The following is a 21,036-nucleotide window of genomic DNA, read 5'->3' on the forward strand; positions in this document are numbered from 1 at the left end:
CCGGAGCTCCCGTCGACGAGGAGGTGGCGACGTGTCCGCGAGTGAGAACCAGCCCGAGGACCGACCCGAGAGAAGTACGCCTGAGGGCAGTGCCGCCGCGGCTGCCCGCATGCGCCAACCGCACCTGTGGGTCGACCTGCAGGTCAAGCAGGCGATGGAGCGCGGCGAGTTCGACGACCTGCCCGGCGCGGGCAAGCCGATCGACGACCTCGGCGAGCACCACGACCCCGACTGGTGGCTCAAGAAGCTGGTCGAGCGCGAGAAGATCAGCATCCTGCCGCCCGCCCTGGCGCTGCGCAAGGAAGACCTCGAGCTCGAGTCCGTGCTCGACAAGCAGGCCGGCGAGAAGCAGGTCCGCTCGACGCTCGAGGACTTCAACCGCCGCATCGTCAACGCCCGCCGGCAGCTCGAGGGTGGCCCCCCGGTGGTCACGGCCCTGCGTGACGTCGAGGCCGAGGTGGAGGCGTGGCGCACTCGTCGTACGGCGAAGCGCGAAGCTGCCGCGGCCCGTCAACGCGAGACGGACGAGGGTCGACGACGCTGGTGGCGCAGGGGCTGACCTACGACCCGTCGTCGGCGAGCCGGTCGATCGCCACTGCGCGTGCGAGGTCGTCGGCGGGCAGCCTGACCTCGCGGACGATCTCGGCGCCCTCGCGACGCCACACTTCGGCGGCACCGACCCCGCGCAACGCGGGCTTCTCCCAGTCGGCGTTGTCGATCACGACGTCGGCCAGCCCGACCGGATCGCACGTCTCGCGGTAGATCTCCTGGGCGCGCAGGTAGCGCTGCTGGTCCGGGTGCGCGAGGTCGGCCGGCGTGCCGTCACGCTCCGACATCCGGGCCACCGTCACCTCGGGCGGCACGTCGAGGTAGACCGCGAGGTCCCACCGGCCCACCAGCTCGGGACGCTGCAGGAATACCCCGTCGACCACGAGGATCCCCTGCGCAGGAACGCTGGCCGGCTGCGGCTCGACGTACGCATCGGTGTCGACGTCGTGCCAGACCGGGGTGTACGTCGACCCCGCGCCGGCACGCCACGGGTCGAGCAGCTCGCGGTGCATCGCGCGGTAGTCGAAGTGCCGGCCCCACACCGCTTCCGGCGTCCGCCCGAGCGCGTGGCGGTGCTCGCGGGGGTGGTGGAAGTGGTCGACCGACGAGCGCGCCACGGGCCGGCCGCGAGCCGCGAGCTCGTCGACCAGTGCCCGGGCGAAGTGCGTCTTGCCGGAGCCGTCCGGGCCGTCGATGCCGACCAGCACCGGCCGGCGTACGTCGGCGACGAGGTCGGCGACCGCTGCCACGACCTCCCGGGACTCACTCATCCCGTCATCCTGCCAGCAGTGCTGGCAGTGTTTCTGGAAGCGGTCAGGACTCCTGCATCGGGATGCGTACGTCGCGTTCGGCCGCGACCTCGGCGGCCAGCTCGTAGCCGGCGTCGACGTGGCGGATCACGCCCATGCCGGGGTCGTTGGTCAGCACCCGCTCGATCTTCTGCGCGGCCAGGTCGGTGCCGTCGGCGACGCAGACCTGCCCGGCGTGGATCGAACGGCCCATGCCGACGCCGCCACCGTGGTGGATCGAGACCCAGCTCGCGCCGGACGCGGTGTTGACCAGTGCGTTGAGCAGCGCCCAGTCGGCGATCGCGTCGGAGCCGTCCTTCATCGCCTCGGTTTCCCGGTAGGGCGAGGCGACGGAGCCGCAGTCGAGGTGGTCGCGTCCGATCACGATCGGCGCCTTGAGCTCGCCGGAGGCGACCATCTCGTTGAACTTCAGGCCGGCGCGGTGGCGGTCGCCGTACCCGAGCCAGCAGATGCGGGCGGGCAGGCCCTGGAACGCGACCCGCTCGCCGGCCATGTCGATCCACTTGTGCAGGCGGGCGTACTCCGGCTTCTCGTCGGCCGGGAAGAGCTCCTTGATCGCCCGGTCGGTGGCCGCGATGTCGGCCGGGTCGCCGGAGAGTGCGGCCCAGCGGAACGGGCCCTTGCCCTCGCAGAACAGCGGGCGGATGTAGGCCGGCACGAAGCCTGGGAACTCGAACGCCCGGTCGTAGCCGCCCTTGCGGGCCTCGTCGCGGATCGAGTTGCCGTAGTCGAAGACCTCGGCACCGGCGTCCTGGAACTCCACCATCGCCCGCACGTGCGTGGCCATCGAGGCCTGGGCCTCCTTGGTGAAGCCCTCGGGGTCTGCCTCGCGCCGGGCCTGCCACTCCTCGAACGGCACACCCACCGGAAGGTAGAACAGCGGGTCGTGGGCGGAGGTCTGGTCGGTGACGATGTCGATGGGGGCGCCCTGCTCGAGCAGCCGGGGCAGCAGCTCGGCCGCGTTGCCGAGCACGCCGATCGACAGCGGCTTGCGGGCGTCGCGGGCCTCGACGGCCAGCTCCAGGGCGTGGTCGAGGTCGCGGGCCTGCACGTCGAGGAAGCGGTGCTCGATGCGGCGGGTGATGCGGGACTGGTCGCACTCGATGCAGATCGCGACGCCGTCGTTCATGGTGACCGCCAGCGGCTGCGCGCCACCCATGCCGCCGAGTCCGGCGGTCAGCGTGATGGTCCCGGCCAGCGTGCCGCCCTCTCCGGCGATCGAGCTCGTCGAGATCTTGTCCGCCACCGCGGCGAAGGTCTCGAACGTGCCCTGCAGGATGCCCTGGGTGCCGATGTAGATCCACGAGCCCGCGGTCATCTGGCCGTACATCGTCAGCCCGAGGTCCTCGAGTCGACGGAACTCCTCCCAGTTGGCCCAGTCGCCGACCAGGTTGGAGTTGGCGATCAGCACCCGCGGCGCCCACTCGTGGGTGCGCATGACGCCGACCGGCTTGCCGCTCTGGACGAGCATCGTCTCGTCGTCCTCGAGGGTGCGCAGCGTGCGCACCAGGGCGTCGTACGCCTCCCAGTTGCGGGCCGCCTTGCCGGTGCCGCCGTAGACCACGAGGTCCTCGGGGCGCTCGGCGTTCTCGGGGTCGAGGTTGTTCATCAGCATCCGCAGCGGGGCTTCGGTCTGCCACGACTTCGCGGTCAGCTCGGTGCCGTGCGGCGCGTGGATCGGCAGGCGCGGGTTCTGCTCAGTCACTTGAGTTCTCCGATCACTGATTCGGCGGCGGCCAGCACCGCTCCGGACTGGACGAGCGAGACGGCGGTCTCGATCTCGGGCGAAAGATGGCGGTCGGGGCCGGGGCCCTGCACCCCCGCGTCGCGGAGGAGTCGTACGACGGCACCGGTGGCCGGCGACGGTTCGAGCGGGGCCCGCATGTCGAGCGCACGGGCGGCGGTGAGCACCTCGATGGCGACGACCCGGGTGAGCCCGTCGACGGATCGGCGCAGCTTGCGGGCGGCCGACCAGCCCATGGAGACGTGGTCCTCCTGCATGGCGCTCGACGGGATGGAGTCGACCGATGCCGGGTTGGCCAGGCGCTTGAGCTCGGAGACGATCGCGGCCTGGGTGTACTGCGCGATCATGTGGCCGCTGTCGACGCCCGGGTCGTCGGCCAGGAACGGGTTCAGCCCGTGGTTGCGCGCCTTGTCGAGGAACCGGTCGGTACGGCGTTCGCTGATCGAGGCGACGTCGGCGGCGATGATCGCCAGGAAGTCGAGCACGTAGGCGACCGGGGCACCGTGGAAGTTCCCGTTGGACTCGACCCTCGCGCCCTGGCCGTCGCTGGCCGCGAGCACGACGGGGTTGTCGACGGCACTGGCCAGCTCGCGGCCGGCCACCTGCGCGGCGTACTCGACGGTGTCACGGGCCGCGCCGTGCACCTGCGGCGAGCAGCGCAGCGAGTAGGCGTCCTGAACCCGGTTGCACTGTGTCCCATCTTCTGGGGAGCCGCGGTGCGAGGCGACGATGCCGGACTCGGCCATCAGCGAGGTCAGGTTGGCCGCCGACAGCGCCTGCCCGGGGTGCGGGCGGATCGCCTGCAGCTCGGGGGCGAAGACCCGGTCGGTGCCGAGCTGGCCCTCGACGGACATGGCGGCCGCGATGTCCGCCGTACGCAGGAGCATGCGCAGATCGGCGATCGCCATCACCAGCATGCCGAGCATGCCGTCGGTGCCGTTGATCAGCGCGAGGCCCTCCTTGGCCGCCAGCTCGACCGGCTTCAGCCCGGCGGCGGCGAGCGCGTCGGCGGCGGGCATCAGGGTGCCGGCGGCGTCGCGGACCTCGCCCTCGCCCATCAGCGCGAGTGCGCAGTGGCTCAGCGGTGCCAGGTCGCCGGAGCAGCCGAGGGAGCCGTACTCGTGCACGACCGGGGTGATGCCGTGGGTGAGCAGGTCGGCCATCAGCTGCGCGGTCTCGAGGCGGATGCCGGTGTGCCCGGTGGCCAGGGTCGAGAGCCGGAGCAGCATCAGCCCGCGGGTCACCTCGCGCTCGACCTCGGGGCCGGAGCCCGCGGCGTGCGAGCGCACGAGCGACTTCTGCAGCTGGGCCCGCATCTCGGTGGGGACGTGGCGGGTGGCCAGGGCGCCGAACCCTGTCGAGATGCCGTACGTCGGGGTCTCGCCGGCGGCCAGCTCCTCGATCACCTCGCGGGCCTGGTTGATCGCGGCCTGCGCGTCCTCGCCGAGGGTGACCGCGGCGCCGTCGCGGGTGACGGCGACGAGCTCTTCGAACGAAACCGGGCCGGTGCCCACGGTGATACCAACTGCGACGGTGTCCATGCCGACCATCCAACTCCGGTCCGGCACCCCCGACCAGTGCCTACCGCCGCCCACAGTCTCGAATCCCAGACTCCCCCTCCCTCCCCTCCGCGAACCGTGTGTCGTTGATGCGCGAACCGCGTGTCGTTGATGCGCGAACACCGGATTCTTGTTGCGCGACACAAATCTCGACAAGAAGGTGCAAGACCGGATCGGACGGGTACCGGACACCCTTGGGCGGCGCCTGCACCCCGGGCGCGCGCCACCCGCCAACAGGTTGGAGATTCCCGTGGAGACCAGCACGATCATCTGGATCATCGTCGCCGTAGTCGTCGTACTGGCGCTGGCGGCCGTGATCGCCGCACTGATCAACAAGCAGCGGGCCGAGTCACGTCGGGCCCGGGCCGACGAGTTGCGCCACGAGGCAGCCGGCCGGGCCGGCAGCCTTCAGAACACGGACCAGGAAGCGCGAGCCGCCCAGGCGGAGGCCGATCAGGTCCGACTCGAGGCCGAGCGTGCCGAACAGCGGGCCGCCGAGAAGCAGCGCGCCGTCGACCAGCAGCAGGCCGACGTCGAGGGCAGGGTGCGCGAGGCAGACCGCCTCGACCCGGACGTCGACCACAAGGCGAAGGACTACTCACCCACCACCCCGGACCCGACGCCCCAGCCGGGCTCGACCACCCACATGGGCACGACTCACTCCGCCGGAACGGGCGACCCGAGCCACGCGCCGCAGCACCCACAGGGCACCCTCGCGAATCCCGACGGCACGCTGACCTACCCCGACGGGAGCCTGCGCAACAGCGACGGCAGCCTCTTCGACCTCAACGGGCCCAATCACCGCGCCTGACGCCTGCGCCACGGTTGGTCAGGCGGGAGCCAGGGCCTCGTCGGCGTCGGCGTCGGCGTCGGCGGCAAGCTGCTCACGAGCGAGGCGCTCCTGCTTGACGGCCCAGACGATGCCGCTGATCCAGGCCGCGGCCAGGCCCGCGACGATCGCCCAGACCGTGGAGGTCTCGAGGCCGAGCGACTCGAGGATCGTGCGCGCGTTGGTGACCACGATCAGGCCACCAGCGGCCACGCCGAGCACGCGGGCGGGGAGGACCCGCACGAGCCAGGCGGCGATCGGGGCGGCCACGACGCCACCAGCGAGAAGCGCCACGGCGTAGCCCCACTCGATGCCCGACGAGCCGAGCGCGAGGATGAAGCCGAGCGAGCCGCCGACCGCGACCACGAACTCCGAGGTGTCGATCGAGCCGATCACCTTGCGCGGCTCGAGGCGACCCGAGGAGAGCAGCGACGTCGTGCCCACCGGACCCCAGCCACCGCCGCCGATCGCGTCGAGCGCGCCACCGAAGAGTCCCATCGGGGCCAGGAACGCGACCGACGGCCGCTCCTTGAACTGCGGACGGCGACCGCCGAGCACCAGGAATCGCCAGATCACGTAGGCACCGAGGACCAGCAGGATCCCGCCGACGATCGGCTTGGCCGCGTCACCGTCGAGACTGACCAGGAACGTGGCTCCAGCGAACGCTCCCACGAATCCCGGTACGGCGAGGATGCCGACCGTGCGCCAGTCGACGTTGCCGAACTTCGCGTGCGAGGCACCGGAGACCAGCGACGTGCCGATCTCGGAGAAGTGGACGGCGGCAGACGCGGCAGCCGGGGCGACACCCGCGGCCAGCAGCAGCGACGAGGAGGTCACGCCGTAGGCCATGCCGAGCGAGCCGTCGATGAGCTGCGCAAGCAGCCCGACGACGCCGAGGACGAGGAGTTTCCGCATTGCCGGAGTCCCTTCGATAGTGGATCAAGGTGATTGGCTTTGTTTATATAGTAGACCAGTAGAAATTATCACCTTGGTACACGTCAAATCGACGCGCCGATCGGCTCAGCCTGCCGCGGCCTGGGCCGGGGAGGCCCCGCGCAGGATGGCCCGTGCCGGTGCCACCGCGGCAACCACCGCGATGACCACGCAGGAGACCCCGATCGACAGCAGGCTGCCCCAAGGAATCGTCAGGGGTACGTCGTGCAGACCGTCGGTCATCGGCGCGCGGAGCAGCACCGCCACCCCCACGGTGATCAGGCTTCCGAGGAGCAGTGCCACACCCGCGACGAGACCCGCCTCGAGCACCACCAGCCGGCGTACCTGCTGTTCGGTGGCGCCGACCAGACGCGTCGCGATGAACTCGTGACGTCGCTGGAGACTGCCCATCAGCAGCGTGTTCGCGATGGCGATCGCGGCGTACACCCCGCTCGGGCCGAGGACCACGACCATGCTCAGCACGTTGTTGGCCCGGGTTTCCTCGTCGCGGTCGGCCACCCACTGCTCCGACGCCAGCACCTCCGCGTCCGGAAGGTCCCGTGAGAGGTCGCTGACCATGGCCGCGGGAGTCACGCCGCTCGCTGGGTCCACGAACCAGGTGCCCGTGCCCTGTCCCCCGTGTTCCTCCGCCAGGCGGCGCGGCACCAGCACGGACTCCTGAAGGGTGTTGGCATCGTCGACGACGGCGACCACGGTCAGCTCCAGCCTGGCGTCGTCGCCGAAGGTGACCGGCACGACGTCCCCGAGCGACACCCCGGCATCCCAGGCGAAGCTGCGGCTCACGGCCATGCTCTTGCCCGTCAGCGCCGAGAGATCGCCCCTGTGGGCCCTGGTTCCTCGCCCGGCAGCCGCAGCCTCCGGGTCGATGCCCTCGGCGGTGTCGCCCGACTCGAGACCATCGGCACCGATGCCCATCGGCACGAGGAGTCCGGTGTCGGCCACCCCGACGTCGTCGCGTGCGGCGAGCTGCTCGCCGGTCCGTTCGTCGCCGCCGGTCACGACCACCGGCGCCTGGAGCTGTTGCCTGGTGACCCCGTTGTCCCAGTCCGCGGCGAAGCTGAGCGACAGGATGACCGTCCCCGCGATCCCCGAGATGGCCAGGATCGGCGCCGCGAGAGACGTCGTACGGCGTGGCATGGCGAGCACGTTCTCCCGGGCCAGGGCCACCAGCACGTTGCCGCGCAGACCGAGGGTGAGCAGCCGTACGAGCAGGGGCATCAGGAGGGGCCCGACGCAGACCAGGCCGATCACGAGCAGCTGCGGCACGAAGATGGAGAGCGCGAGGGCCAGCTCGGCGTTGCCGGCCCTGATGCCGACCAGCATGACCACTGCTCCCACCAGGCAGAGCAGGCCGGTCAGCGCCCGCCCGATGCCGATCCTGGACCGCTCGGCGGAGGCCTCCCGCATCGCCTGGATCGCGGGGATCCGTGCGGCTCGTCGGGCCGCGATCCAGGCTCCGACGAAGGCGACGGAGACTCCGACGCCGGCCGCGATCACCATCGGCCACCAGGGAGCAGCAAGGGGGATCTGCCCGGGCGCGAGTCCACGACGGTTCATCGCCCACAGCGCCACCGGCGTCAGGAGCCAGCCCAGCACACAGCCGGCGGCAGCTGCCGCCGCCGCGACGACCAGCGACTCCCCGCGCACCAACCGTTTCACCTGCCGGGGCGTGGCGCCGATCAACCGTAGGAGCCCCAGCTCACGCTGGCGTGCGGTGACCGCGAACCCGAAGGTGCTCGCCACGATGAAGATGGCCATGAATCCGGAGAAGCCGGCGACCACACCGAGCATCGCCATCGTGTCGTCGAGCGCCAGCAGGAGCTCCTCGTCGGCCGGGTCGACCGTGGCGGTGAACTCCTCCACCGACCAGATCAGCATCGTGCTGAGGGCGATCAGGGCCACGCCGAGGCCCAGGGCCACGAAGGATCCGGCGAAGAGCGCCCGGTTGCGGCGTACGTTCTGGCGGCTCAGTGACAGCATCATCGCTCGAGCTCGCTCATCGCAGCGGCGATCTGTGCGGCGTCCGCCCGGGCCAGGTCGCCGACCAGTCGGCCGTCCTCGAGGAACAGCACCGAGTCGGCGTACGACGCGGCCACCGGGTCGTGGGTCACCATGACGACGGTGAGACCGTCCCGCTCCACGGTCGCCCGCATCAGCTCGAGCACCTGTCGCCCGGTCGTGCGGTCCAGGGCACCGGTCGGCTCGTCGGCGAAGACCACCTCGGGGCGGGTCACCAGGGCGCGGGCAATCGACACCCGTTGCTGTTGTCCGCCGGAGAGCTCGGGCGGACGTCGACGGTGGTGGTCCTGGAGGCCGACCCTGGCCAGCGCCCCCATCACCTGCGCCCGTGTGGGCCGGTGACCGGCCAGCTTCAACGGGAGGGCCACGTTGTCGAACGCGGTGAGTGCCGGTAGCAGGTTGTAGGCCTGGAAGACGAAACCCATCGACTCACGCCGCAGCTCGGTGAGCCTGACCTCGGAGAGCCCGGCCAGGTCGATGCCGCCGATCGCGACGCGACCACGTGTGGGCCGGTCCAGCCCGGCCGCGCACTGCAGCAGGGTGGACTTGCCCGAGCCCGAGGGCCCCATGATCGCGGTGAACGTCTGCGGGGCGAAGGTGTGCGTGACGCCGCGGAGGGCGTCGACCGTCCCGGCGCGGGACTTGTACGTGCGGGTGATGCCGTCGATGACGACCGCGTGGGCGCGGGTCGGCAGGCTCTGCGGGGGAATCCTGGTCTGGGTCATGCGTCCAGCCAATCCGGGATCCGGGGCCCGCACGATGGCCCGGGCGAGAGGTCGGGGTAGCGCCTGCGCTACCGACACGAGGGCCGCAGGGCCCCTAGGCTCGGCCCATGCGCCGACCGACGACTGCCTGGGCAGCCCTGGCCGGGAACCCCCTGCGCTTCCTGACGTCGTCATGGCCGTGGCGTTCCTGGGCCTACCTCGCGGGCTCGTCCCTCACCGGGCTCCTCGCGCTCGTCGTCTTCATCGCGCTCGTCCTGGTCGGGATCGTGACCAGCCTGTTGGTGATCGGCCTGTTCGTGCTGGCCTCGCTGCCACTCATGGGCGCCGTGGTGGGCACGCTCGAGCGACGCCGCCTGCGGTTGATGGCGCCGGGGCAGCCGCTTGTGCCGAGCCCACACCCGCCGATCGTCGGGAAGGGCGTGCGCGCCTGGTTCCGACAACGGAGGCGGGAGGAGGTGCCGCGTCGGGAGCTCGGCTACACGGTGCTGCTCGCCGTGCTCCTGTGGGTCATCGACCTGGTGCTGTCGGTCAATGCCGTCCTCATCACCGTGATCCTGGCGCTCAGCCCCCTGCTGGCCCGGTTCGACCAGGTCAACGTCCTGATGTGGCAGGCGAACACGCCGCTGGAAGCATTGCCGATCACGCTGGTCGGCGTACCGGTCGCGTACGTGGTGTTCGCCTACGCGTTGACGGCGGTCGCTGCTGGCCAGTCCGCGCTGGCGCGGATCCTGCTGGGTGCCACCGACGCACAGCTCGAGGCACAGGTCGGTGCGTTGCGTCGCTCGCGACTCGACCTGGTCGACGCCTTCGAGACGGAGCGGAAACGCATCGAGAGGCACCTCCACGACGGGGTGCAGCAACGCCTCGTCGCGCTGACCATGACGTTGGGCCGGGCCGAGCTCGACGTGCCCGACGGCCCGGCGCTCGACCTGGTGCGGCAGGCACACGGTGAGGCCGAGGCGGCCCTGGCCGACCTGCGCGAGGCCGTGCGCGGCATCCACCCGCGGGTGCTCGTGGACCTCGGTGTCGAGGCCGCGGTGCGGGAGGTCGCCGATCGCATGCCGATGCCGGTGTCGGTCGACATCGCACTCCCCCGGCGACTTCCCGCCCCTGTGGAGGCAGCGGCGTACTTCGTGGTCAGTGAAGCGCTCACCAACGTGGCCCGCCATGCCGACGCGCGGAGCTGCCGGATCACCGGCTGGATCCAGGGCGAGCAGTTCGTGCTGTCCGTCGCGGACGACGGTGTCGGGGGCGCCGCGGTCGGCCGCGGCAGCGGTCTCGCCGGTCTCGTCACCAGGCTGGACGCGCTCGGTGGCACGCTGGGCGTGGACAGCCCTTCGGGCGGCCCGACGCAGATCAGGATGGAGTGCCCGTGCCGAATCGATCCCTGAGGGTGGTGATCGCCGAGGACCTCGCCCTGCTGCGCGAAGGACTGGTCGGCATCGTCGAGCGGGGTGGCCACGAAGTGGTGGCGGCGGTCGACACGGCCGAGGCCCTGCTGGCCTGGGTGCACAACGACCCACCCGACGTGGTGATCACCGATGTCCGGATGCCGCCGGGCCACTCCGACGAGGGGCTGAGGGCGGCCGCCACCATCCGTGCCGAACACCCGGAGACGGGCATCCTGGTGCTGTCGCAGTACGTCGCCGACGCCTACCTCTCCGCACTGCTCGAGGCGACCGGGAGCGGGGGCACCGGCTACCTGCTCAAGGACCGGGTCGGCCACGTCCGCGAGTTCCTGGAGAGCCTCGACCGGGTCGCGGACGGCGGCATGGTGGTCGACCCCGAGGTCGTCAGGCAGCTGCTCGGACGACGGCGCGACGACGGGCCACTCTCGGGCCTCACCGCGCGTGAGCGCGAAGTGCTCGCCCTGATGGCAGAGGGGCGCACCAACGGCGGCATCGCCGGCGAGCTGGTGGTGAGCGAGGCCGCCGTCCGCAAGCACGTCGGCAACATCTTCGCCAAGCTCGACCTCGAGCCAGGCAGCGACCGCCGGGTCTCGGCCGTGCTGACCTACCTCCGCGGGTGATGTTCCTGCGCGGGTGACCGGATTCGGCGCTGCCGATCTGTGCCAGCCCAAGGCCTTCCGGTCGCATTCCCGCGCGGCAACACTCGGTGACGCCCCGCGCCGGCAATGACGCCGGCCACGTCCGAAGGAGAATGTTCGTGCATCCCATCAAGTCCGGGCTCGCCGCCACCGGCGGCATGCTCGCCCTGGCCCTGGCCATCGCTCCCGCCGTACCCGCCTCGGCCGAACACTCGGCCGCAGGCGACAGGACCACCCCGGTGGCCCAGGAGTCATCGAGCCTCAAGGCCTCCGAACAGTCGAAGACCGCCGCCGCGAAGTCCGCACTGGGCCTCGCCTCGGGTGAGCAGCTGACCGTCAGGTCGGTCATCAAGGACGCGAACGGCGCCACCCACGTGCGCTACGAGCGCACCGTCAACGGCCTGCGCGTGATCGGCGGCGACTTCGTGTCGCACAAGGCCGCCAACGGTTCGATCAAGGACGTGACCTACAACTTCGGCCGGAAGTCCGTGACGCCGGCGTCGTTCTCCCCGAAGGTGAGCAGCGCGACCGCGAAGGCGAAGGGGCTGGCGACCGCACAGGCCACCAAGGGCGAGAAGGCCTCGGCAGGCGAGCTCGTCGTCTTCGTGACCGCGCAGGGCCCGAAGCTCGCGTACGACGTGTTGACCACCGGCATCCGGGCAGACAAGGTCCCGACCCGACTCCACACGTACGTCGACGCCGACACCGGCGCGGTGCTCGCCACCGACGACGAGATCAAGACCGGCGAGGGACACGGCATCCACCTCGACAACGTCACCATCGAGACCCGGACCCACACGGGCGGTGGCTTCGAGATGCGCGACACCCACGGCAACACGGCAACCGACGTACACAACCAGGGCGACCCCAACACGGGCCAGGGCCCGGCCGGTGACCTGTTCCTCGACGCCGACGACGTGTGGGGCAACGGCTCCTACACCGACCGTGCGTCGGCGGCCGTCGACGCGATCTACGGCGCGACGAAGACGTTCAACTACTACAGCACGCAGCTGGGCCGCAACGGGATCTGGAACGACGGCCGAGGCGCACCCTCGCGGGTTCACTTCGCCGACGAGATGTCGAACGCGTTCTGGGACGGCAGCCAGATGTCCTACGGCGACGGTGTGAACAACGCCGCCCCGCTGACCGAGCTCGACGTCGCCGGCCACGAGATGAGCCACGGCGTCACCGAGAACACGGCACGACTGATCTACTCGGGCGAGGCTGGTGGCCTCAACGAGGCGACCTCCGACATCTTCGGCACCGCGGTCGAGTGGTACTCCAACGCAGCCTCCGACGTGCCGGACTACCTGATCGGCGAGCTGATCGACATCCGTGGCAACGGCACTCCGCTGCGCTACATGGACAAGCCCTCCAAGGACGGTGCCTCGCGCGACTGCTGGTCGTCGACGCTCGGCGGCCTGGACCCGCACTACTCGTCGGGGCCGCTGAACCACTGGTTCTACATGCTCGCCGAGGGATCGGGCGCCAAGACCATCAACGGGGTCAGCTACAACTCACCCGTGTGCGGCAGTGCCCCCGCAGTCTCCGGCATCACCCACCAGAAGGCCGAGAAGATCTGGTACCGCACCCTGTCGACGTACCTGACCTCGCAGAGCAACTACGCCGCGGCTCGCACCGGAGCGATCAAGTCCGCCAAGGACCTGTACGGCGCCACGTCCGCGGAGTGCAAGGCGGTCGAGGCGGCGTTCACGGCCATCTCCGTCCCGGCCGGCACGGAGAAGTGCGACGGCACCACCCCGCCTCCCGGCGGCACGCTGACCAACGGCGGGTTCGAGTCCGGCCAGACCGGCTGGACCGGCACCACCGGACCGATCACGAACAACAGCGGACGCCCGGCACACTCCGGCACGTGGAAGCTGTGGCTCGGTGGCAACGGCCAGACCGCGTCCGAGAACGAGTCCCAGACCTTCGCCGTCCCGGCCAGCGCGTCCTCCCCGACGCTGACGTACTGGATCCGGATCGACACGTCCGAGGGCTCGACCTCCACGCCGTACGACAAGGCGACCGTGCAGATCAACGGGGTCACCAAGCACAGCTACTCGAACGCGTCGACACCGAAGGGCTCGTACGTGCAGAAGTCGATCGACCTGTCGGCCTACAAGGGCACGAACGTGACCCTGAAGTTCGCGGCGACCGAGGACTCCTCGCTCCAGACCAGCTTCGTGATCGACGACGTGGCCACCAACTTCTGAGGCAACACTCCCTGACAGAACACCCCAAGGCCCTTGTGGTCGCCGAGGCAGCTCGGTGGCCACAAGGGCCTTTCAGAGCCAGCCGCGCCGGCTGGCCTGCAGCGCCAGCTGGAAGCGGCTGCGCGCGCCCAGCACCTCTTCGAGTCGCGAGATGCGTCGGCCCAGGGTGCGGGCACTGATGCCGAGGTCGCGGGCGATCGCCTCATCGGTGAGGCCGGCCGCAAGGTAGGCCAGCAGCTGGCGTTCCGCCTCGCTCGCGCCGTGATCGTGCACGTCGGACTCGGCCCCGAGGGGCACGCCCATCTGCCAGTAGCCCTCGAAGATCGAGACCATCGCGTCGAGCAGGCCGGACTCGTGGACGACGACGAGCGCGCGGCGCGACCCGACCTCTCCGGGCACCGAGAGGTAGCCGCGCTTGCGATCGAAGACGGTCAGGTTGATCGGCACGTTCGAGAACACCCTCGCTTCCTCGCCCGCTGCCATGCACTGCTGGACGGCGGCGAACCCGAGCGAGTCGTTGAACACGCTGACGCCGTAGAGGGCGCGCACGTTCACGCCTCGGTCGATCGCCTCGTGGAATCCCGGATGCACGGTGGGTTCGGGGATCTGCATGCCCGGCGGCAGCCGCCTGGGCGCCACCGGTCCGATGCACAGGGCGTCGACGGAGGTCACGGCGTCGTCCATGAGCTCACGTTCCACCGTGTTGATCGCGCACTCGTCGGTGACGATCTCGACGAAGCTCTGCCGGTTGGCGGCTCGCGTCCAGATCTCGGCGAGCACGGAGCCGGTCAGCCGCGCGGCGTCGATCGCCCTCGCGTGCTCGAGCGCCAGGCGCTCCAGGGGCAGCTGCGGGGCCAGCGCCCGGACACTGCCGCCGGACAGCTCGACCAGCCCGACCGACTCGAGAGCCGTGATCTCGGGCCGGACCATGCCGTCGTCGAGGGCAACGTGTCTGGCGATCTCACTCACGGTCGCATCACCGAGATTCACGGCGGCCTGGTAGATCGGTTCGGCGAGCGGCGACAGCGACGGTACTACCCGAGAGTCCATAGCAGTGTCCTACACCACATGTCCGGTTCGTGCACCCGCCGGAGCGTCGGGTCAGAGCGTCAAGGTTCCCCTGATCAGCGTCCTGGCGGCACCGCCGACCCACTGGTCACCGGACTCGTCGGTGGTGATGCGCACGTCGCCGGAGCGGCCCAGGGCGGTGCCCTGCCTGACGGTGTACGACGACGCCGCGAGGCCGGCACCGATCAGCCACACGGCGAACCCGGCGTTGAGGGAACCCGTGACCGGGTCCTCCGGCACGGCCAGCTCGGGGCAGAACGCGCGCACCTCGTAGTCGGCCGGACCACCCTCGGCGTGCGGCCCGATCACCCCGAGGTCGAGGTCCCCGATCGCCGCGTAGTCGGGCGTCAATGCCAGCACGTCGTCCGCACTGTCGAGGAGCAGGCCCATCCAGCCCGGCCCGTTGTCGATCCAGTTGACCGCGCGCACCCTCTCCGGCGCCACGCCGAGGGCACTCAGCGCGTGGTCGAGGGTGTCCTGGTCCACCTCGCCCGAGCGCAGGAACCCGGGAGCCCGGAAGGCCAGCACGTCGCCGTCCCGACGCAGCTCGACGAGACCGATGCCGCACTCCTGGACGACCATCTCGCTCGAGGCCGGCGTACCGCCAATCTCCAACCAGGCATGGGCGCTGCCCAATGTCGGGTGCCCCGCGAACGGGAGTTCGGCGGAGGGCGTGAAGATGCGCAACCGGTAGTCCGCGCGCGGGTCGGTCGGCGGCAGCAGGAAGGTCGTCTCGGACAGGTTGGTCCAGCGGGCGAAGGCGGCCATCTGCTCGTCGGTCAGGCCGGTGGCGTCGTGCACCACCGCCACCGGGTTGCCGGTCAGCGGAGCCGGCGCGAACACGTCCACCTGGGAGAAGTCGTACGTCGTCATGCGGTCAGCCTAGGAGGTCGCAGCCGTCTCGCACTCCAAGACATTTTCGTCCACATTTCGAGAATCAAACGGTCCGCCGTTGGACCGTGACGTTCACTGGGTGGGTGACACAGTCGTCCACCACCGACATCTCCGACGTACGCCGCTGGGCCATGCTCGCGGCCAGCACAGTCGCACAGGCCGCCGGCGCCGTGATGATCCATGGTCCCGCATTCCTGATCCCGGTGCTGCACGACCAGCGCGACATGAGCCTGGCCCGGGCCGGCCTGGTCGCGGCGTCGCCCACGATCGGCGTGATGCTGACCCTGGTCCTGTGGGGGCTGGTCGTCGACCGTTCCGGCGAGCGCTTCGTGCTGCTCTCCGGACTGGCCGGCACCACCGTCGCCGGCATCGCCGCCGTGCTGGTCGACAGCAGCGTCCTGCTCGCCGTGGCCCTGTTCTTCGCCGGGGCGGCCGCCGCGTCCACCAGCTCCGCCAGCGGACGCGTGGTGGTCGGCTGGTTCCCGGCGGGGCGGCGCGGCCTGGCGATGGGCATTCGCCAGATGGCCCAACCCGTCGGCGTGGGCGTCGCGGCGATCAGCATCGCCGTCATCGCCGACCGGCACGGCATCGCGGCCGCGCTCCTGGTGCCGAGCATCGCCTGTGGCCTGGCCCTGCTGGTGGTGGCGGCCGTGGTGATCGACCCGCCACGTCCCGAGCGTCGGGTCGGCGACGCGCCCAACCCGTATGCCGCCGACGGCTACCTGTCGCGGATCCACGGAGTGTCGGTGCTGTTGGTGGTGCCGCAGTTCATGGTGTGGACCTTCGCGCTGGTCTGGTTGGTCCAGGACCGCGACTGGTCACCCGCGGCGGCCGGCACGCTGGTGGCCATCGCCCAGCTCGTGGGCGCGTTCGGGCGGATCGCGGTCGGGCACCTCTCCGACGTCGTGGGCAGTCGGATGCGGCCCCTGCGGTGGGTCGCGATGGGGGCTGCGGCGAGCATGCTGCTCCTGGGCCTGACCTCCGGTGCCGACTGGTCGGTGGCCGTGGGCCTGATGGTCCTGGCCACCGCGATCACCGTGGCCGACAACGGGCTGGCGTTCACCGCGGTCGCCGAACGCGCCGGACCGTTCTGGTCGGGCCGGGCACTCGGCATCCAGAACACCGCCCAGTTCCTCGCCGCGTCCGCCGTACCCCCCATTGCCGGGCTGGCGATCACCGAGTGGGGGTACGCCGCGGCCTTCGCGACGTCCGCGCTCTTCCCGCTGGTCGCGATCGCGTTGGTGCCGGTGGCCGACGAGCGTGCGCTCAGCTGAGCGCACGCCTCGGCCGCAGAAGACTCAGAGGATGAGTCTGGCGAAGAACGCGAAGAAGATCGCCAGCACCACGAACAGCACGCCCAGGCATCCGTAGACCGCGAGCTGGGGCGTGCCCATCGGCGGCATCCAGGCCGACTGCTCCGGCGCGGCCGGGTCGTAGCGGATCGGGATCACGCTGCCGATCACCGGCGCGGAGAACATCGGGTCACGGCCGGGTGAGTCCCGTTCGACACCGTCAGGGGTGCGGTAGCGCCAGGTCACCAGGTAGCGCCGCTGGTTGTCGTTGCCGTTCCACGACTGCACCAGCTCGGCGCCGACCACCGTCGCCTCCGCCGGCACCCAGTCGCGCAGGCGGGTGCGATGCGCGCGGAAGCGGCGCGCCGCGATCACCGCGACCAGCACGAAGAACGCCAGCACGAGGACCATGAACACCTGCGCGATCGTCATGGCGGAAGCCTCGCAGGCTGCCCGGACTCACCGCCCACCGAGTCGGTAGGCACGGACCAGCGACTGCTCGAGAGTGTTGCCGTCCCGGTCTCCGACGCGCACCTTGAGCGAGACGAACTCCCCGTGGCGGGGGTGCCGGTAGTCCGCAGCGAACTCGCCGTCGCCGAGGGCCCGCGTGGGGGCGGCCGTCCACGTGGCGCCGTCGTCGTAGGAAACCCAGACCGACATCGTGCCGATCTCCCCGGCCACCGATCCACGCTGGTGCGTGGCCTTCAGGTGCAGGGTGACCTCCTCCCCTGGCCTACCCGTGTTCTCGAGGTCGAGCGCCGGCGTCGGGCTGTCCCGTCGAGTGATCCCCGGGTAGTCGACGTCGATCAACGGCAGCATCTGCTGGGCACCGTTCCCGGCCGAGCCGAAGGTCCACACGCTCCGGGTCCGCGTCGAGAGCCCCAGCACGGTGCCGTCGTGCTCGGTGTCGGCCTCCAGGCGGTAGGTCGCCCGCTCGCCGGGCACCGCGACGCCCCCGGCGAGGGTGCCGGCGCGCTCCAGCAGCAGCTCGTCGCCGCGATAGAGGCGCAGTGACTCCGCGCTGCCGGCAAGTCCCTTCATCCAGTGGCCGGCCGAGTCGGTCAGCCCGGCCAGGTCGAAGCGCAGCTGCCCACCCGCCGTGCGCTCGTTGAGCATCTTCCAGTTGTACGGCGTCGCGGTGTTGTTCGCGATGCCGGGAGACAGCGGGGCGGCGAGCCAGTTCTCGGTCACCTTCTGCCCCGGTCGGAACACCGTGCGGTCCCTGGCGAAGAGCAGGTCGCCGGGCATGTTGTAGAGGAACTGCCAGGCGGCGTACGTCGAGGTGTCGGGGTCGGCGGTGACGTACTCGGTGCGGGTGTAGCCCAGCTCGGGCACGTAGTCGGTGGCCGTCGGGGTGCTGCACGCGCAGGGTGCCCACGAGCCGTAGCGAAGGCGCCACCCGCGCTCGCCGGTGCCGGTGGTGTGGAACCGCGAGGAGATCGTGGCCAGGTCGCGTTCGCGTACGTCGTACTCGAGACGCCGGGGGATCTCCTGCTGCTCGACGAACGTCAGGCCATAGGCGTACGGCGTCCGCGGCGTCCCGGTCAGCCGGAGCATGGTCGGTGCGTGGCCGTGTGAGAGGCCACGCAGCCTCTCGCCCTCTGCCCGGTCGACCGCGAGCACCGGTATCGGTCCACCGACCCACGGATAGAACACGCCGTCCTCGGCCGAGTAGAGCATCACCATCGGCGCGCCCGCCTCGATGACTGCCCGCACCTGCTCGGCCCAGGTCATGGTCGCGGACTCCTGCACCAGTGCCACCGATCCCGCCAGCCGGAGGCCGCGCAGATCGGAGGCGGTGGCGTGGCCGGCGTCGACCACGCGCAGCGTCCGGCTGCCGTCGATCGCCGGCCCACCTTCCTGCACGGCGTTCACCGTGTGGTGTCCGCGACCGGTCACCTCCGAGGTCAGCAGCGGAACGCCGGTCTCCCACTGCGAGAGCAGCGCGAAGGGGGCGTCGTCGACGTGCTCGGTCGGCGCCACGGAGACCTGTGAGGGCTCGCCGTCGGTGTAGTTCCAGTACCACTCGTCGGAGGTCGCCAGGTTGGTGCCGGGTTCGCCTCGCTGCAACTTCATGGTGAGCTCGCGCGGTGTCGAGGTGCGTGGCGTGCGCACCTCGACCGGCGTGGCGTTGCGGGCATCGAGCGTCACCGTGGAGTTGGGTGCCTGCACCGACACCTTGGGGTCGTGGACGATGCTCTGCTCCTCGACGAACCGACCGCTGGCGTCGAACGTGGTGATCAGGCCGAAGAGGTTGTACTCGCCCTCGGGCAGCCGCAGGGTCCACTCGGTCTGGTCGCCGGTCAGGTAGATGTTGTCCGGGTAGTAGCGGTTGTCCTTGGCGAGGTACGGCGTGGCCCGCAGCCTCGCCGTCGCCGGGCGACCATGCGCGTCGACCGCCCGGAAGGTCACGTCGACGGTGTCGTCCTGCTTGAGGAAGCCGATCGTGGTCCGCAGCTCGAGCCCTTCGGCGCCAGAAGCACCCGAGGCACCAGAGGCGACGACGAGGCCGGAGAACTCGGCGGCCTCGACCTCGGAGACGTCCACGTGCACGGTCGCGTGTGCCTGCCCACCGGCCGGCACCGTCAAGGTCGCCGGCGTGACCGTGAGGACGTCGCCGTCGACCGGGTCGCCGTGGTCCTCGACCAGCGTCGTGGACAGGTCGAGGGTGACGTCCTGGTCCGACGTGTTGGTGTAGTTGAGCTGCTTGTCGGAGGTCAGCTGCCCGTCGACGAACGGCCGGGCGAAGTAGCCCATGAACTGCATGCCGGAGTCGACGTACACGTCCTGGCGGGAGGCACGACCGACGTCGATGACGCCCGCGCCACGGTCGAACGCGTCGCCCGACGTGGTCGGCCGGGCGGTCGAGGTCAGGGCCGCCTTCACCTGCACCGGCGTCCAGTCGGGGTGCTGTTGCAGGAGCAGTGCCGCGGAGCCGGCGACGTGGGGCGAGGCCATCGAGGTCCCCGTCATCGAGGTGTACGGCGAGGTGCCGGACCCGGTGCCGGCGGCGCGGGCGGCGACGATGCCCATGCCCGGAGCCATCACGTCGGGCTTGAGGGCGCCGTCGCCCATGACTCCGTTGCGCGACCCCGACCACTTCGAGTCGGTGCGCGAGACGGCGCCCACGGTCAGGGCGCTTGCCGCCGCCCCGGGAGCGGTCACGTCCATCGTGCCGGGCTGACCGATGCTGCCGTTGCCGGCGGCGACCACGAACAACGTGCCGTCCCGGCGGGTGAGCTCGTCGACTGCCCGGCTGATCGGGTCGTCGCCCTTGGTGACCGGACCACCCAGGCTCATGTTCACGACGTCGGCGTCGTTGGACGAGGCCCATTCCATGCCGTCGATCACCCACGACGCGGCACCCGCCCCCGAGTCGTTGAGCACCTTGCCGATCATCAGGTTCGCGTGCGGTGCGACGCCACGGTAGGCGCCGTCGGAGGCCGCCCCCGAGCCGGCGACGATCGAGGCCACGTGGGTGCCGTGTCCGGCCAGGTCGTTCACCGAGCCGGTCTCCGCGAAGTCGCGGGTGGCGCCGATGCGACCGCTGAAGTCCGGGTGCGTCGCGTCGATGCCGGTGTCGAGCACGGCGACCGTGGTCCCGTCTCCCTCGAGCCCGGCCTCCCAGGCCTCGGGTGCTCCGATCTGCGCAGTGCTGCGGTCGAGCGTGGCCTCGACACGGAAGTCGAGGGAGACCCTGGCCAACCCGGTGGCCAGTCGCGCTGGTGCCCTTCCTCTGCCACTGACGGTGCCGGCCACGTCAGCCCAGAACTGTTCGGCATGCGCCTTGGCGGTCGAGACGGCGAGCGCGTCGATGCTCTCGAGCACCCGGTCCTTGGTGGCGCCCCGAGGAGCGGTTTTCCGGGCCAGCGGGGCCCGGTCGGTCGCGGCCGCGGTGTACTCGACGATGACCGGGAGCGTGGCCCGGTGGGCGTCGTCGTACCCCTGGCGCACGAGCGAGCTGACGTTGAACAGCTCGGGGTCCAGGCGCCCGGCCGCGATCAGCGTCGAGGCCGGCCCGGGCTCGACGTGCACGTCTCCCCCGGAGGTGAACGTGTGATAGCCGCCGCGCGGGTCGACGCGGCGTACGACGGTGGCGTGCTGGGTGCCGTCGGGCGCGGTGTCGAGGCGGACCACGTCTCCGGTGACCAGGGTGACCGTCGCCGACGACGCGGTCTCCTGCAGGTCCGGTCCGGGGGCCCGCGCCGCACCGACGGCGCCCGAGCCGGCCGAAGCCAGGCCCAGGACACTGACCGGGCCGACGACGAGCACCAGGATGGTGGTGCGCCAGAACTGCGTTCCCCGCATGGCAGAGCTCCTCGGATCGACAG

General features: G+C 70.8%; 16 protein-coding genes. 6 read left to right on the top strand and 10 right to left on the bottom strand.

What is annotated here, in order from left to right; genetic code table 11:
* The first annotated feature begins 31 nt into the window (after positions 1-31).
* Positions 32-559, top strand: a complete 528-nt coding sequence (locus tag ASH02_RS21495) for a J-domain-containing protein (RefSeq protein WP_056683177.1) — start codon at positions 32-34, stop codon at positions 557-559.
* Between the two features lies 1 nt (position 560).
* On the opposite strand, the gene ASH02_RS21500 is transcribed toward ASH02_RS21495, so the two are convergent.
* The 3 genes from ASH02_RS21500 to hutH are packed head-to-tail and all read right to left on the bottom strand — an operon-like array spanning position 561 to position 4,643.
* Positions 561-1,319, bottom strand: coding sequence for an AAA family ATPase (locus ASH02_RS21500; protein WP_056683179.1), 759 nt, complete (start codon positions 1,317-1,319; stop codon positions 561-563).
* Between the two features lie 43 nt (positions 1,320-1,362).
* On the bottom strand, positions 1,363-3,063 hold the full coding sequence (gene hutU / locus ASH02_RS21505) for a urocanate hydratase (protein WP_056683182.1): 1,701 nt from the start codon (positions 3,061-3,063) through the stop codon (positions 1,363-1,365).
* The gene (gene hutH / locus ASH02_RS21510; RefSeq protein ID WP_056685082.1) at positions 3,060-4,643 is read right to left on the bottom strand and encodes a histidine ammonia-lyase; all 1,584 of its coding nucleotides are present in this window, start codon (positions 4,641-4,643) and stop codon (positions 3,060-3,062) included. Before hutH ends, hutU begins: the two co-directional genes overlap by 4 nt.
* Before the next feature lie 268 nt (positions 4,644-4,911).
* On the opposite strand from hutH, the gene ASH02_RS21515 reads away from it, so the two are divergent.
* Positions 4,912-5,472: a hypothetical protein gene (locus ASH02_RS21515; protein WP_056683185.1), complete on the top strand. Its 561-nt coding sequence runs from the start codon at positions 4,912-4,914 to the stop codon at positions 5,470-5,472.
* Between the two features lie 18 nt (positions 5,473-5,490).
* Here ASH02_RS21515 and ASH02_RS21520 read toward each other — a convergent pair whose 3' ends face one another.
* From ASH02_RS21520 to ASH02_RS21530, 3 genes are all read right to left on the bottom strand, one after another.
* On the bottom strand, positions 5,491-6,405 hold the full coding sequence (locus ASH02_RS21520) for a sulfite exporter TauE/SafE family protein (RefSeq protein WP_056683188.1): 915 nt from the start codon (positions 6,403-6,405) through the stop codon (positions 5,491-5,493).
* A 105-nt stretch (positions 6,406-6,510) separates the two neighbouring features.
* Complete coding sequence (locus tag ASH02_RS21525) at positions 6,511-8,427, bottom strand: FtsX-like permease family protein (RefSeq protein ID WP_056683191.1); 1,917 nt, start codon at positions 8,425-8,427, stop codon at positions 6,511-6,513.
* The gene (locus tag ASH02_RS21530) at positions 8,424-9,188 is read right to left on the bottom strand and encodes an ABC transporter ATP-binding protein (protein WP_056683193.1); all 765 of its coding nucleotides are present in this window, start codon (positions 9,186-9,188) and stop codon (positions 8,424-8,426) included. The genes ASH02_RS21525 and ASH02_RS21530 overlap by 4 nt, the downstream gene beginning before the upstream one ends.
* A 107-nt stretch (positions 9,189-9,295) precedes the next feature.
* Between ASH02_RS21530 and ASH02_RS21535 the strand changes: the two genes are divergently transcribed.
* The 3 genes from ASH02_RS21535 (at position 9,296) to ASH02_RS21545 (ending at position 13,451) form a co-directional block, all read left to right on the top strand.
* Positions 9,296-10,579: a sensor histidine kinase gene (locus tag ASH02_RS21535; RefSeq protein ID WP_056683196.1), complete on the top strand. Its 1,284-nt coding sequence runs from the start codon at positions 9,296-9,298 to the stop codon at positions 10,577-10,579.
* Positions 10,561-11,217: a response regulator transcription factor gene (locus ASH02_RS21540; protein WP_056685085.1), complete on the top strand. Its 657-nt coding sequence runs from the start codon at positions 10,561-10,563 to the stop codon at positions 11,215-11,217. Before ASH02_RS21535 ends, ASH02_RS21540 begins: the two co-directional genes overlap by 19 nt.
* A gap of 137 nt (positions 11,218-11,354) precedes the next feature.
* Complete coding sequence (locus ASH02_RS21545) at positions 11,355-13,451, top strand: M4 family metallopeptidase (protein ID WP_082563972.1); 2,097 nt, start codon at positions 11,355-11,357, stop codon at positions 13,449-13,451.
* 72 nt (positions 13,452-13,523) lie between these two features.
* Here the strand turns inward: ASH02_RS21545 and ASH02_RS21550 are convergent, their stop codons facing one another.
* A complete protein-coding gene (locus tag ASH02_RS21550) occupies positions 13,524-14,501 on the bottom strand; it encodes a helix-turn-helix transcriptional regulator (RefSeq protein WP_056683199.1) in 978 nt (325 codons plus the stop codon).
* Between the two features lie 51 nt (positions 14,502-14,552).
* The gene (locus ASH02_RS21555; protein WP_056683202.1) at positions 14,553-15,392 is read right to left on the bottom strand and encodes a PhzF family phenazine biosynthesis protein; all 840 of its coding nucleotides are present in this window, start codon (positions 15,390-15,392) and stop codon (positions 14,553-14,555) included.
* Between the two features lie 104 nt (positions 15,393-15,496).
* Between ASH02_RS21555 and ASH02_RS21560 the strand changes: the two genes are divergently transcribed.
* Positions 15,497-16,687 carry an MFS transporter gene (locus ASH02_RS21560; protein WP_235532596.1) on the top strand — a complete coding sequence of 397 codons (1,191 nt, stop codon included), beginning with the start codon at positions 15,497-15,499 and terminating at the stop codon, positions 16,685-16,687.
* 24 nt (positions 16,688-16,711) lie between these two features.
* Here ASH02_RS21560 and ASH02_RS21565 read toward each other — a convergent pair whose 3' ends face one another.
* The gene (locus ASH02_RS21565; RefSeq protein WP_056683205.1) at positions 16,712-17,137 is read right to left on the bottom strand and encodes a DUF3592 domain-containing protein; all 426 of its coding nucleotides are present in this window, start codon (positions 17,135-17,137) and stop codon (positions 16,712-16,714) included.
* A gap of 27 nt (positions 17,138-17,164) precedes the next feature.
* The gene (locus tag ASH02_RS21570; RefSeq protein WP_056683208.1) at positions 17,165-21,013 is read right to left on the bottom strand and encodes a S8 family serine peptidase; all 3,849 of its coding nucleotides are present in this window, start codon (positions 21,011-21,013) and stop codon (positions 17,165-17,167) included.
* Positions 21,014-21,036: the final 23 nt, after the last annotated feature.

Origin of the sequence: Nocardioides sp. Soil796, assembly GCF_001429525.1 — a bacterium.
Lineage (GTDB): Bacteria > Actinomycetota > Actinomycetes > Propionibacteriales > Nocardioidaceae > Nocardioides.

Excerpts from the sequence above, each read along its gene's own strand:
- ASH02_RS21500 (WP_056683179.1), bottom strand. The coding sequence starts at position 1,319 with ATGAGTGAGTCCCGGGAGGTCGTGGCAGCGGTCGCCGACCTCGTCGCC.
- hutH (WP_056685082.1), bottom strand. The coding sequence starts at position 4,643 with ATGGACACCGTCGCAGTTGGTATCACCGTGGGCACCGGCCCGGTTTCG.
- ASH02_RS21520 (WP_056683188.1), bottom strand. The coding sequence starts at position 6,405 with ATGCGGAAACTCCTCGTCCTCGGCGTCGTCGGGCTGCTTGCGCAGCTC.
- ASH02_RS21525 (WP_056683191.1), bottom strand. The coding sequence starts at position 8,427 with ATGATGCTGTCACTGAGCCGCCAGAACGTACGCCGCAACCGGGCGCTC.
- ASH02_RS21530 (WP_056683193.1), bottom strand. The coding sequence starts at position 9,188 with ATGACCCAGACCAGGATTCCCCCGCAGAGCCTGCCGACCCGCGCCCAC.
- ASH02_RS21535 (WP_056683196.1), top strand. The coding sequence starts at position 9,296 with ATGCGCCGACCGACGACTGCCTGGGCAGCCCTGGCCGGGAACCCCCTG.
- ASH02_RS21550 (WP_056683199.1), bottom strand. The coding sequence starts at position 14,501 with ATGGACTCTCGGGTAGTACCGTCGCTGTCGCCGCTCGCCGAACCGATC.
- ASH02_RS21555 (WP_056683202.1), bottom strand. The coding sequence starts at position 15,392 with ATGACGACGTACGACTTCTCCCAGGTGGACGTGTTCGCGCCGGCTCCG.
- ASH02_RS21565 (WP_056683205.1), bottom strand. The coding sequence starts at position 17,137 with ATGACGATCGCGCAGGTGTTCATGGTCCTCGTGCTGGCGTTCTTCGTG.
- ASH02_RS21570 (WP_056683208.1), bottom strand. The coding sequence starts at position 21,013 with ATGCGGGGAACGCAGTTCTGGCGCACCACCATCCTGGTGCTCGTCGTC.